At 72.1% G+C, this 11136-nt stretch carries 15 protein-coding genes; 8 read left to right on the top strand and 7 right to left on the bottom strand.

The features are described from left to right. Positions 1-40: 40 nt before the first annotated feature. On the bottom strand, positions 41-190 hold the full coding sequence (locus tag Ani05nite_RS39170; protein WP_203777072.1) for a hypothetical protein: 150 nt from the start codon (positions 188-190) through the stop codon (positions 41-43). On the opposite strand from Ani05nite_RS39170, the gene Ani05nite_RS39175 reads away from it, so the two are divergent. From Ani05nite_RS39175 to Ani05nite_RS39190, 4 genes are all read left to right on the top strand, one after another. Beyond that, the gene (locus Ani05nite_RS39175) at positions 189-1391 is read left to right on the top strand and encodes a glycerate kinase family protein (RefSeq protein WP_203776977.1); all 1203 of its coding nucleotides are present in this window, start codon (positions 189-191) and stop codon (positions 1389-1391) included. The two genes, Ani05nite_RS39170 and Ani05nite_RS39175, sit on opposite strands and share 2 nt — an antisense overlap. A 100-nt stretch (positions 1392-1491) precedes the next feature. Continuing rightward, a complete protein-coding gene (erpA, locus tag Ani05nite_RS39180; RefSeq protein WP_203776979.1) occupies positions 1492-1866 on the top strand; it encodes an iron-sulfur cluster insertion protein ErpA in 375 nt (124 codons plus the stop codon). A gap of 134 nt (positions 1867-2000) precedes the next feature. Continuing rightward, positions 2001-2984, top strand: coding sequence for a carbohydrate kinase family protein (locus Ani05nite_RS39185; protein WP_203776981.1), 984 nt, complete (start codon positions 2001-2003; stop codon positions 2982-2984). Between the two features lie 9 nt (positions 2985-2993). Beyond that, a complete protein-coding gene (locus tag Ani05nite_RS39190) occupies positions 2994-3509 on the top strand; it encodes a P-loop nucleotide/nucleoside kinase family protein (protein ID WP_203776983.1) in 516 nt (171 codons plus the stop codon). On the opposite strand, the gene Ani05nite_RS39195 is transcribed toward Ani05nite_RS39190, so the two are convergent. Continuing rightward, entirely contained in the window at positions 3485-3697 is a 213-nt protein-coding gene (locus tag Ani05nite_RS39195) for a sulfurtransferase TusA family protein (protein WP_203776985.1), read from the bottom strand. The two genes, Ani05nite_RS39190 and Ani05nite_RS39195, sit on opposite strands and share 25 nt — an antisense overlap. Beyond that, complete coding sequence (locus tag Ani05nite_RS39200) at positions 3694-4842, bottom strand: cysteine desulfurase family protein (protein WP_203776987.1); 1149 nt, start codon at positions 4840-4842, stop codon at positions 3694-3696. Before Ani05nite_RS39200 ends, Ani05nite_RS39195 begins: the two co-directional genes overlap by 4 nt. 238 nt (positions 4843-5080) lie before the next feature. Between Ani05nite_RS39200 and ctaC the strand changes: the two genes are divergently transcribed. Further along, positions 5081-5944, top strand: coding sequence for an aa3-type cytochrome oxidase subunit II (gene ctaC, locus Ani05nite_RS39205; protein ID WP_203776989.1), 864 nt, complete (start codon positions 5081-5083; stop codon positions 5942-5944). Positions 5945-5953: 9 nt separating this feature from the next. Next, a complete protein-coding gene (locus tag Ani05nite_RS39210) occupies positions 5954-6379 on the top strand; it encodes a cytochrome c oxidase subunit 4 (protein ID WP_203776991.1) in 426 nt (141 codons plus the stop codon). Positions 6380-6546: 167 nt separating this feature from the next. Here Ani05nite_RS39210 and Ani05nite_RS39215 read toward each other — a convergent pair whose 3' ends face one another. The 4 genes from Ani05nite_RS39215 to Ani05nite_RS39230 all read right to left on the bottom strand — a co-directional run bounded on the left by Ani05nite_RS39215 (position 6547) and on the right by Ani05nite_RS39230 (position 9531). Beyond that, positions 6547-6753 (bottom strand): hypothetical protein, encoded by a 207-nt coding sequence (locus tag Ani05nite_RS39215; RefSeq protein WP_203776993.1) that lies wholly within the window; start codon positions 6751-6753, stop codon positions 6547-6549. A gap of 141 nt (positions 6754-6894) precedes the next feature. After that, positions 6895-7959 carry an anthranilate phosphoribosyltransferase gene (gene trpD / locus Ani05nite_RS39220; RefSeq protein WP_203776995.1) on the bottom strand — a complete coding sequence of 355 codons (1065 nt, stop codon included), beginning with the start codon at positions 7957-7959 and terminating at the stop codon, positions 6895-6897. A 65-nt stretch (positions 7960-8024) separates the two neighbouring features. After that, complete coding sequence (locus Ani05nite_RS39225; RefSeq protein ID WP_203776997.1) at positions 8025-8471, bottom strand: hypothetical protein; 447 nt, start codon at positions 8469-8471, stop codon at positions 8025-8027. A 52-nt stretch (positions 8472-8523) separates the two neighbouring features. Continuing rightward, the gene (locus Ani05nite_RS39230) at positions 8524-9531 is read right to left on the bottom strand and encodes a cytochrome c oxidase assembly protein (RefSeq protein WP_203776999.1); all 1008 of its coding nucleotides are present in this window, start codon (positions 9529-9531) and stop codon (positions 8524-8526) included. A 109-nt stretch (positions 9532-9640) separates the two neighbouring features. Here Ani05nite_RS39230 and ctaE point away from each other — a divergent pair, with 109 nt between their 5' ends. Together ctaE and qcrC are read left to right on the top strand one after the other, a co-directional pair. Continuing rightward, positions 9641-10237 (top strand): aa3-type cytochrome oxidase subunit III, encoded by a 597-nt coding sequence (gene ctaE / locus Ani05nite_RS39235; RefSeq protein WP_203777001.1) that lies wholly within the window; start codon positions 9641-9643, stop codon positions 10235-10237. Positions 10238-10283: 46 nt separating this feature from the next. Next, positions 10284-11132, top strand: coding sequence for a cytochrome bc1 complex diheme cytochrome c subunit (gene qcrC, locus Ani05nite_RS39240; protein WP_203777003.1), 849 nt, complete (start codon positions 10284-10286; stop codon positions 11130-11132). Positions 11133-11136 lie beyond the last annotated feature (4 nt).

The following is an 11136-nucleotide window of genomic DNA, read 5'->3' on the forward strand; positions in this document are numbered from 1 at the left end:
TTGCCGCGCCGTCGGCCGGCGGAGGAGTGTCCTAGGGCACTCAGCGCCGGCGGCCCTGGAACTTGGTCGCGAGCCGGCGGAGCTTCTCCTGGTTCTCCGGCTTGGCCAGCTGTCGCTGACCCTGCTGGACGATCTTCTGACCCCGGGGGCTGCGCAGGAACATCTGCAGTCGCTGCATGAGAGTGGCCATGCGACCCAGCGTGACACCGCAACCTGTGCGGTACCTGTACTTTCACCCCGTGCGCGTATTGATCTGCCCGGACAAGTTCGCCGGCACGCTGACCGCCTCGCAGGTCGCCGCGGCGGTGGCCGAGGGTTGGCACGAGACGGCTCCGCGCGACGAGACCGTGCTGCGCCCCCTGTCCGACGGTGGTCCGGGCTTCGTCGACGTGCTCGGGAGCGCGCTGGGCGGCCGGCGGCTGCCGGTCGACACCGTCGACCCGCTGGGCCGCCCGACCCGCGGCGAGGTGCTGCTGGTCGACGACGCTGAGCCGACCCGCGGCGGAAGACAGAATGCGAAGATCACGGCGTACGTGGAGAGCGCCCAGGCCTGCGGCCTGCACCTGCTGAGCAAGGCCGAGCGCGACGTCAACGCCGCCACCTCGTACGGGCTGGGCCTGCTGCTCGCCGCCGCGGTGGAGTCCGGCGCCGGCGAGGTCGTGGTGGGGCTCGGCGGCTCGGCGGTCAACGACGCCGGCGCGGGGATGCTGGCCGCGCTGGGTGCGGCCCCGGTCGACGTGAGCGGGTACGCGCTGCCGTACGGCGGAGCCCCCCTGATCACCGCGACCGGGCTCGCCGCCGAGCCCCGCCTGCGCCGGGTCCGCCTGGTGGCCGCCACCGACGTCGACAACCCGCTGGTCGGCCTGCACGGCGCGAGCAACGTCTACGGCCCGCAGAAGGGCGCCACCCGCGAGGACGTGCTGCGGCTGGACGCGGCCCTGGACCACTTCGCCGGCGTGCTGGAGCAGGCGTTCGGCGTCCCGGACCTGCGCACGCTGCCCGGCGGCGGCGCGGCCGGCGGGATCGGCGCCGCCCTGCTCGCCCTCGGCGGCCGGGTGGTCTCCGGGATCGGCCTGGTCACCGGCCTGATCGGGCTCGAGGAGCAGCTCGACGCGGCGGACCTGGTGATCACCGGGGAGGGCTCGTTCGACCACCAGTCGCTGCGCGGCAAGGTCGTCGCCGGCATCGCCCACGGCGCCCGGGACCGGGGCCTGCCGTGCGTGGTCATCGCCGGGCGCAACGAGACCGGCTACCGCGAGGCCGCCGCCGCGGGCGTCACCGAGACGTACGCGCTGATCGAGCACTTCGGCTCCGAGGAGCGGGCGCTCGCCGAGCCCGCCCGGGGCCTGCGCGAGGTCGCCGCGCGCCTGGCCGGGCAGTGGAGCAGGTGACCGGTGGTCGACATCTCGGCCCCGCCGATTGGGAATATGCCCGAACAGAGTTAGCGTTGGCCGGTACGGCACATCACCGGACCGGCAGGAGAACCGCACCGTGACCACTGAAGCGCACACCGAGTCGACCGAGGCCACCACGGCCGCGCCGACCGGCGTCATCTTGACCGACGTCGCGGCCGCCAATGTCAAGCGCCTCATCGCGCAGGAGGGTCGCGACGACCTGCGCCTGCGCATCGCCGTGCAGCCCGGCGGCTGCTCCGGGCTGCGGTACCAGCTGTTCTTCGACGAGCGGTCGCTGGACGGCGACATCGTCGCCGACTTCGACGGTGTCGAGGTCGTCGTCGACCGGATGAGCTCGCCGTACCTGGCGGGCGCCACGATCGACTTCGCGGACCGCATCGACGCCCAGGGCTTCACGATCGACAACCCGAACGCGCAGAATTCCTGCGCCTGCGGCGACTCGTTCCACTGATCGGCGTTCCGTCCAGGGCCGTCCCGGGTTTCCGGGGCGGCCCTCGGTCATGTCCGGCGGGTGACGCCCGGATGTCCCGCGGGCCACGGGCCGGTAGGCTCACCCGGTAATCGCACCCGACCTCGAGGGCCGACATGAAGATCGCCGTTACCGGCTCGATCGCCACCGACCACCTGATGCACTTCCCGGGCAAGTTCGCCGAGCAGCTCATCGCCGACCAGCTGCACAAGGTCTCGCTCTCGTTCCTCGTCGACGACCTGGTCGTGCGGCGTGGCGGCGTCGCCTCGAACATCGCCTACGGGATGGGCAAGCTGGGCCTGCGCCCGATCCTGGTCGGCGCGGTCGGCGCCGACTTCGCCGACTACCGGTCCTGGCTCGAGCGGCACGGGGTCGACTGCGACTCGGTGCACGTCAGCGAGGTCGCCCACACGGCCCGCTTCGTCTGCACCACCGACGACGACCTGAACCAGATCGCGTCGTTCTACGCCGGCGCGATGAGCGAGGCGCGCAACATCGAGCTGGCCCCGGTCGCCGAGCGCGCCGGCGGGCTCGACCTGGTGCTGGTCAGCGCGAACGACCCGGCCGCGATGATCCGCCACTCGCAGGAGTGCCGGGCCCGCGGGTACGCGTTCGCCGCCGACCCCTCGCAGCAGCTCGCCCGGATGGACGGCAGCGACGTGCTCACGCTGATCACCGGCGCGGAGTACCTGCTGACCAACGACTACGAGCGCTCGCTGCTGGAGACCAAGGCCGGCCTCACCGGCGAACAGGTCCTCGAGCAGGTCCGGGTGCGGGTCACCACGCTCGGCAAGGACGGCGTGGAGATCACCGGCCGCGGCCTGGAGCGCATCCACGTGCCGGTGGCCCGCGACGTCATCCCGGACGACCCGACCGGCGTCGGCGACGGCTTCCGGGCCGGCTTCTTCGCCGCCCTGGGCTGGGGCGTCGGCCTGGAGCGGGCCGCCCAGGTGGGTTCGCTGGTCGCCGCGCTGGTGCTCGAGACGGTCGGTCCGCAGGAGTACGACGTCAAGCCCGACTTCTTCCTCAAGCGCCTCGCCGACTCCTACGGCGACGCGGCCGCCGCCGACGTCCTGCCGCACCTGCCCGCCGCGGCCTGAGCACGTCCCATGCCGATCCTCGCCGTCTTCGCCGGCCTGCCGGGCGCGGGCAAGAGCACGCTCGCCGAGCGGGTGGGGGCGGCGCTGCCGGCCGCGGTGCTGGCGGTGGACACGGTCGACTTCACGATGGCCGCGTACGAGGTGAGCGAGGCCCGGCCCGGGTACGCCGCGTACGGGGTGGTGGCCGCGCTGGCCGAGACCCAGCTGCGGATGGGCCACCACGTGATCATCGACGCGGTGAACCCGGTCCGGGCGGCCCGGCAGCTCTGGGTCGAGCTCGCCGAACGCCTCGACGTCTCGTTGCGGGTCGTCGAGGTGGTCTGCGGCGACGACGCGGAGCACCGCCGCCGGGTGGAGACCCGGTACGCCGCCCGCGCCCACGACGGGATCCCGGACTGGGTGCGGGTGTTGGAACGCCAGGCCGAGTACGAGCCGTACCTCGGCCCGCGCCTGGTCGTCGACACGCACCTGGCCCAGGACCCGGTCGGCGCGGTCGTCGACTATCTCAGCCTGCGCACCTCGTAGGCGTCCGGCGCGGGACTGCCCAGGTACTCGTGGCCCTTCATCCGGCACCAGGCCGGGATGTCGTTGGCCGCCGCGGGGTCGTCGGCCAGCACCCGGACCACGGCGCCGACCGCCACCTCCGGCATCCGCCGCGCCAGGTCGATGATCGGCAGCGGGCAGCGCCGGCCGCGCGAGTCCACCTCGATCACATTCCCGCCTCCCTGCGCAGCCCCGCGACGACGCCGGGCAGGACCGCCAGGAAGCGGTCCACCTCATCCTCCGTCGTCTCCCGGTGCAGCGACACCCGCACGTTGCCGTGGCTGAGCACGCCCATCGCCTCCAGCACGTGACTGGGCCGCAGCGTCGACGCGGTGCACGACGAGCCCGACGACACCGCGAAGCCGTGCCGGTCCAGCGCGTGCAGCAGGGCCTCGCCGTCGACGTACAGGCAGGAGAAGGTCACCAGGTGCGGCAGCCGCTGCACCGGGTCGCCGACCACCTCGACGTCGGGCACGGTGGCCACGACGCGCGCGCGGATCCGGTCGACCAGGGCGCCGAGCCGGACGGCCTCGGCCTGCGCCTCGGCCAGCACGGCCCGCAGCGAGGCCGCGGCCGCGACGACGGCCGGCAGATCGAGCGCGCCCACCGGCCGCGGCCGGTGACGATCATCACCCGGGTACGGCGAGAGCCACCGCACCCCCTTGCGCACCACGAGCACGCCCACCCCCGGCGGCCCGCCCCACTTGTGCGCGCTGGCGGTCAGCAGCGACCAGCCCGGCGGCACCGCGACCCGCCCGATCGACTGGGCGGCGTCCACGTACAGGGGCACGCCGTGCTCCGCGCACGCCTCGGCGGCGGCCGCCACCGGCTGCACCGTGCCGACCTCGTGGCTGGCGCTGATCAGGCTCGCGAGCGCCACCCCGTCCGCGCCGACCGCCGTGCGCCAGGCGTCCAGGTCCAGCCGGCCGGCGAGATCCACGCCCACGGGCGCCGCCGCGCCGGCCAGGGCCGCGGCGTGCAGCACGGCGGAGTGCTCGATCGCGGAGTGGACCAGCGTGCGGCCGGCCCGGGCCCGCCCGGCGAGTCCGCCCAGGACGGCGGCGTGCACCGCGGCCGTGCCCGAGGAATGGAAGGACACCTCGTCGGGGCGTACCCCGAGGGACTCGGCCACGCTGCCCTGCGCCGCCTCCCGCAGCTGCTGGGCCCGCCGGCCGGCGGCGTAGAGCCGGTCCGGGTCGGCCCAGCCGTCGGCCAGGGCCGCCAGCAGGGCCTGCCGCGCGACCGGATGCGGGGGCGCGGCGCTGGCCGCGTCGAGGTAGGCCGATGCACCGGCCGGATCGGGCGTGGATTCCACCCGCCGAACGGTATCGTCCACATGATCAGTGGTTTCGTGGGTACCTCGAAGATCCGACCCCCGGTCAGCGGGTGGCAGGGCCAGGTCGAGTAGTGTGCGACCGTCGGTGACACCTTGCCGCCGGTGTCCGGATTCGGTGCCGGGCGGTGCTCTAGGGAGGCAGGAGCAGGTGGTCTCAAGGAGTTCGGTCGCACGGCCGCGTGTCGTACGGCTCGCCGGGCTCGGTGTCGGTGGTGCCATGCTGCTGGCCCTGCTCTCGGGCTGTTCGGTGGACAGCGTCGGAAGCGCCTTCGGCGGGTTCGGCTGGCCCGAGCACGGCATCAGTCTGCAGGCACACAAGATGTACGACATGTGGATCGCGGCGACCATCGCGGCCCTGGTCGTGGGCGTCTTCGTGTGGGGCCTGATCTTCTGGTGCATCATCCGGTACCGCAAGCGGGGCGACGCCCTGCCCGTGCAGACCCGGTTCAACATGCCGCTCGAGGTCCTGTACACGGTGACCCCGGTGCTGATCGTCGCGGTGCTGTTCTACTACACGGCGATCGTGCAGAGCGACGTGGACAAGCTGTCGGCCAAGCCGGACATGACCGTCGAGGTCGTCGGGTTCAAGTGGAACTGGCAGTTCAACTACCGCGACGCGCCCGGCGCGGAGGCCAAGACGGTCGCATCGACCCTCGGCTCCACGGACGTCATCCCGCTGCTGGTCCTGCCCACGGGCAAGAAGATCCGCTTCGAGGAGACCAGCCGCGACGTCATCCACTCGTTCTGGGTGCCGGAGATGCTGTTCAAGCGCGACGTGTTCCCGGGCAACGTGCGCAACTCCTTCGAGGTCACCCTCGACCGCGAGGGCCGCTACGTCGGCCGCTGCGCCGAGCTCTGCGGCACGTACCACGCCTTCATGCAGTTCGAGCTGGTCGTGGTCTCCCCGGAGCGGTTCGACCAGTACCTCGCCGCCAAGCGGGGCGGCGCCTCCACGCCGGACGCGATGGGTGCCATCGGCTTCACCGGCGACGAGCGCTTCGCGGTCACCACGCGGCCGTTCGACAGCCGGCGGACCGGTCAGTCCTGGAACCAGTCCGGCACCGTCGCGGCAGGGAAGTAGGGACCAGAGTTGAAGACCGAATACAAGATCTTCGCCGGCGTCGCCGTCTTCCTGTTCGGCGCGGCCGCCGTCTACGGCTTCTACACGTACGGCGAGGTCGGCAACCTGGAGTGGATCGGCTTCATCGCGCTGATCCTGTCGGGCCTGCTCTGCTCGATGTGCGGCGGCTTCTTCTGGTTCGTGGCCCGGCGCATCGACCTGCGGCCCGAGGACCGGGAGGACGGCGAGATCGCCGAGGGCGCCGGCGAGGTCGGCTTCTTCAGCCCGGGCAGCTACTGGCCGTTCGGCCTGGCCCTGTCCGCCTCGACCGCCGGCCTGGGCCTGGTGTTCTGGCAGTGGTGGCTGGTGGCGCTGGGCTTGATCATGGTGATCTTCGCCGCCTGCGGCCTGCTGTTCGAGTACTACTCGGGCACCCGGCACCCCGCCGAGCACTGATCGCCCGTTGACGTCCGGAAGGCCCGCATCCCCTCGGGGGTGCGGGCCTTCTGCCTGCCTGGTGTCCGTCCGATGTCTGCCTGGTGTCCGCCCGCGCCGACGGCCGGTGCGCGCCCTCTGCTCGCCGGTGAGCCCTCCGCGCGGGCGGAGGGTCAGCGGAGTATGGCTCAGGCCGCCCGGCGCTGCTGGGGGGCCACTCGGGCCCCGCCGGCGGACAACAGCACGCGGAAGGTGACCGGGGCGACGATCTCCGCCGCGCCGCAGCGCGTGCAGAGCAGCTCGGGGCACTCCTCGTCGTGGCCGTCGGCACAGGGCGGCGTCTCGAACGGCAGATCGGCGTCGCAGATGAAGCAGCGCAGTTCACGATCTCGCACGGGTGGCTCCTCTTCGCCGGAAGGTGGAATTACCCGAATGTCATTCAAACGTTGTCACGGGCCGCGACCGACCGCGGGAACCCGCTGCGGCGTGTCAGGAAAATATTGTCCGTCTCACACCGGGCCGGGCGCCGGGCCGGCTCAGGCCGTCTCGTCGGCCTTGGCGGCCTTGGCCGCCTCCACCCAGCGGCCGAGCAGCGCGGTGGCCGCCCCGGAATCCACTGTCTCCGCCGCGCGCGCTATCCCGGCGCGCATCGTGTCGGCGAACGTGCCGGGGAAGCCGGCGTGCGCCGCGAACGCCGCCGCCGCGTTGAGCAGGACCGCGTCGCGGATCGGGCCGGGCTCGCCGGCGAACACGCGGGTGGCCGCGCCGGCGTTGAACGCCGCGTCCCCGCCGCGCAGGTCGCCGGGGCTGCTGCGGGGCAGCCCGAAGTCGACCGCGTCCACCACGGACTCGGTCACCGAGCCGTCCTTGACCGTCCAGATCCGCGTCGGCGCGGCCGTGGTGAACTCGTCCAGGCCGTCCTCGCCGCGCATCACCAGCGCCGAGTCGCCGCGGCGGGCGAACACCTCGGCCATCACCGGCGCCATCCGCTGGTCGAAGCAGCCGACCGCCGCCGCGCGGGGCCGGGCCGGGTTGGTCAGCGGGCCCAGCACGTTGAAGAACGTCGGGTGGCCCAGCTCGCGCCGGGTCACGGCCGCGTGCCGCATGCCGGGGTGGTAGCGGGCGGCGAAGCAGAAGCCGATCCCGGCCTCGGAGACCGTGCGGGCCACCCCCGCCGGTCCCAGGTCCAGCGGGATGCCGAAGAACTCCAGCAGGTCGGCGGTGCCGCACGCGGACGAGGCCGCCCGGTTGCCGTGCTTGACGACCTTGACCCCGGCCGCCGCCGTGATGATCGCGGCCATGGTGGAGATGTTGACCGTGTGGGCCCGGTCGCCGCCGGTGCCGACCACGTCGACGGCGTCCGCCCGGACGTCCTCCGGCAGGTCGACGACCGTGGCGCTGGCCAGCATGGCCTCGACCAGCCCGGCCAGCTCGCCGGGCGTCTCGCCCTTGGCCCGCAGCGCCACCGCGAACCCGGCGACCTGCACCGGCGTGGCGTTGCCGGCCATGATCTCGCCCATGGCCCAGGCGGTGTCCTGCGCCGTCAGCTCCTCGGCGCGCAGCAGCGCGCTCAGCAGGTTCGGCCAGGTCGGTGCTCCCATGCGGGGCACTCCTTCGGGGGGAGATCCGGTCCAGGGGGAGGGGCGGTGGCGTGGTGGGAAGGGGGTCAGCCCAGCTTGCCCATGGTGCCCAGCGGGACCACGCCGTTGCGGCGCCCGCGGAGCATGGCGGCGATGGTCTGACCGGTGGTCACCGGGTCGAGCGGGTGCACCAGGGTGGCGTCGACCTGCGCGAAGGCGGCCAGCCAGCGGTCCGCGGCGCGGGCGATCACCACGCAGGTGGGCGGCGGGGCCGCGTACTCGTCCTTGGTCTGCCGGGCGATGCCCAGGCCGCCGGCCGGGGCCGCCTCGCCGTCGAGGACCATCAGGTCGATCTCGTACGTGTCCAGCAGGATCCGGCACTCCTCCCAGGTGGAGGCGTCGACGAACTCGACGGAGAGGTCGGCGGCGGGGCGGACGCCGATCGCCAGCCGGATCCGGTCGCGGACCGCCGGGTCGTCGCTGTACAGCAGGACGGTGTACTTGTCCGGCTGCGGCTTGCTGTCGTCGCTCATGTGTGACCCCGGTTCCCACGCTCGAAGGTGCCCGCTGATCGTACCGAACCGGCTAGCGGGCGTCCGGCTGTGGTCGTACCGCCGGGGTGGGCTCTGTGATCTTGGTCGCCGCCGCCTGGTCCGCGCCGGCCGGCGCGGCGCCGGCGCGCCGTTCCTCCTCGGCCTCGGCCCGGTCCAGGGCCCGGTCGATCCGCTTGGCCTCGCGCTCGGACTGCTTGATCCACTGCAGCACCAGGATGCCCAGCATCGTGACGCTGACGATCTCGCCGCCGGCCCACAGCACGCCGCCGGCCACCACCTGGTCCTTCCACGGGTCCGACCAGGCCAGGCGCAGGCTCGGGTACCAGTCGCCGCCGAGCAGGGTCCGGCTCTGCATGATGGTCAGGCCCAGCACCGTGTGGAACGGCACGGACAGCACCATGAGCAGCGCCCGGGCCGGGTACGGCCAGCGGTTGGGCAGCGGGTCCAGGCCCAGCAGCGGCCAGAAGAACAGGCAGCCGGTGACGATGAAGTGCACATGGATGAACTCGTGCAGCCAGGCGTGCTCGAGGGTGGCCCGGTAGAGCCCGGTGAAGTAGAGGACGAACGGGTTGGCCACGAAGATCCCGAACGCCACCAGCGGGAACGTCAGCACCCGGGCGACCCGGCTGTGCAGCACCGACAGCAGCACCTTGCGGTTGCCCGCGGGCAGCGTGCGCAGCGCCAGGGTCACCGGCGCGCCCAGGGCCAGGAAGATCGGGCCGACCATGGACAGCACCATGTGTTGCACCATGTGCACACTCAGTAGGCTGGTGTCGTACGCCTCCAGGCCGGTCACCGTGACCGCGGCGATCGAGCCCAGCCCGCCGACCAGGAAGGCGATCGTGCGGCCCCGCGGCCAGTGGTCGCCGCGCTTGCGCAGGCGGTGCACGCCGTAGAGGTAGACGGCGCCGGCGATCACCAGCAACAGGGCGAGCAGGCTGGTCAGCCGGATCTGGGTGAAGATCTCGGCGACGCTGAACGGCGGGGGAGCAGTATCCCCCGAGGCCGCCACGAGCGAGGGCGTTTCGACTGGCTGCACCCTTCGAGGCTAGGCCGCCGCCCGCGGTGAGCGGCGCACGGGTCGCGAACGGATGCCGGAATAGGCCCCCCGCGACATGTTCGAGTGATCGCGGGGCAATAATGAGCCCGTGACAGCGGCAGCCATCGACAAGAGCCGGATCCACTCGCTGACCCGACCCAACATGGTCAGCGTGGGGACCATCGTGTGGCTCTCCAGTGAACTCATGTTCTTCGCGGCCTTGTTCGCCATGTACTTCTCGATCCGTGCCGCTGCGCCTGAGATGTGGGCGGAGCACACCAAAGAGCTCAACATCCCGTACGCCACGGTCTTCACCGTGATCCTCGTGCTCTCCTCGGTCACCTGCCAGCTGGGTGTCTTCGCGGCGGAGAAGGGTGACGTGTTCGCGCTGCGACGCTGGTTCACCCTGACCTTCGTGATGGGTCTGATCTTCGTGCTGGGCCAGGCCAACGAGTACCGCACGCTGGTCGGCGAGGGCGTCAAGCTCAACGGCGACGGCTACGGCTCGATGTTCTACCTGACGACCGGGTTCCACGGTCTGCACGTCACGGGCGGCCTGATCGCCTTCATCGTCTACATGATCCGCACCACTATGGGCCGGTTCACGCCGGCCCAGGCGACCTCGGCGATCGTAGTGTCGTACTACTGGCACTTCGTCGACGTCGTGTGGATCGCGCTGTTCGCCATGATCTATTGGCTGCAGTAGCCGCCCGTCCGTGAGTTTCAAGGTCAAAACCCAGAGGACACAGCCCATGACTTCTGACACCCCCGCCGGCCGGCGTTTCCGGGTGTTCAACCGGCGGCGGTCCGCGCCGAGCCGGGCGCGGCGGCGCCTCGGCGCAGCGGCACGCATGCTCGCCGCGCTCGCGCTGGCCGGAGGCGTCTACACCGCCTTCGCGCCCGGCGCCTTCGCCGAGGACACGCGCCAGCTCTCCGCGTCCGCGCAGGAGGGCAAGGCGCTCTTCGACAACAGCTGCATCACGTGCCACGGCCGTAATGCGGAGGGCGTCGAGGGTCGCGGGCCGAGCCTCATCGGCGTCGGTTCGGCGTCGGTCGAGTTCCAGGTGGGCACCGGCCGCATGCCGATGACCCGCCAGGAGGCCCAGGCCGAGCAGAAGCCGCCGCAGTTCGACAAGGCGCAGGTCAAGCAGATGGGCCAGTACATCCAGGAGCTGGGTGGCGGACCGCAGATCCCGTCCGGCGACCTCACCACCAGCCTCGAGCAGGACCCCAAGGCCCTGGCCGCCGGCGGCGAGCTGTTCCGGATCAACTGCACGTCCTGCCACGGCTTCGGCGGGGCCGGCGGCGCCCTGTCCTCGGGCAAGTACGCACCGAGCCTGCACGGCGCGACCACCGAGCAGATCTACGCGGCCATGCTCACCGGCCCGCAGAACATGCCGGTGTTCGGCGACAACGAGCTCACCCCGGACCAGAAGCGCGAAATCATCACGTACGTGAAGATGCAGCTGCAGGACGACAAGGACCCGGGCGGCCTGTTCAACCTCGGCCGGTACGGTCCGGTCACCGAGGGCCTGGCGATCTTCGTCGTCGGCATCACGATCCTGGTCTTCGCGGCGCTGTGGATTGCGGGGAAGTCATGACCGT

Source organism: Actinoplanes nipponensis, from assembly GCF_016862275.1.
In the GTDB taxonomy this organism is placed as follows: domain Bacteria; phylum Actinomycetota; class Actinomycetes; order Mycobacteriales; family Micromonosporaceae; genus Actinoplanes; species Actinoplanes nipponensis.

Bases quoted from the DNA above. Each gene is read 5' to 3' on its own strand.
- Ani05nite_RS39175 (WP_203776977.1), top strand. From the start codon at position 189: ATGCGACCCAGCGTGACACCGCAACCTGTGCGGTACCTGTACTTTCAC.
- Ani05nite_RS39170 (WP_203777072.1), bottom strand. From the start codon at position 190: ATGGCCACTCTCATGCAGCGACTGCAGATGTTCCTGCGCAGCCCCCGG.
- Ani05nite_RS39185 (WP_203776981.1), top strand. From the start codon at position 2,001: ATGAAGATCGCCGTTACCGGCTCGATCGCCACCGACCACCTGATGCAC.
- Ani05nite_RS39190 (WP_203776983.1), top strand. From the start codon at position 2,994: ATGCCGATCCTCGCCGTCTTCGCCGGCCTGCCGGGCGCGGGCAAGAGC.
- ctaC (WP_203776989.1), top strand. From the start codon at position 5,081: ATGCTGCTGGCCCTGCTCTCGGGCTGTTCGGTGGACAGCGTCGGAAGC.
- trpD (WP_203776995.1), bottom strand. From the start codon at position 7,959: ATGGGAGCACCGACCTGGCCGAACCTGCTGAGCGCGCTGCTGCGCGCC.
- Ani05nite_RS39225 (WP_203776997.1), bottom strand. From the start codon at position 8,471: ATGAGCGACGACAGCAAGCCGCAGCCGGACAAGTACACCGTCCTGCTG.
- qcrC (WP_203777003.1), top strand. From the start codon at position 10,284: ATGACTTCTGACACCCCCGCCGGCCGGCGTTTCCGGGTGTTCAACCGG.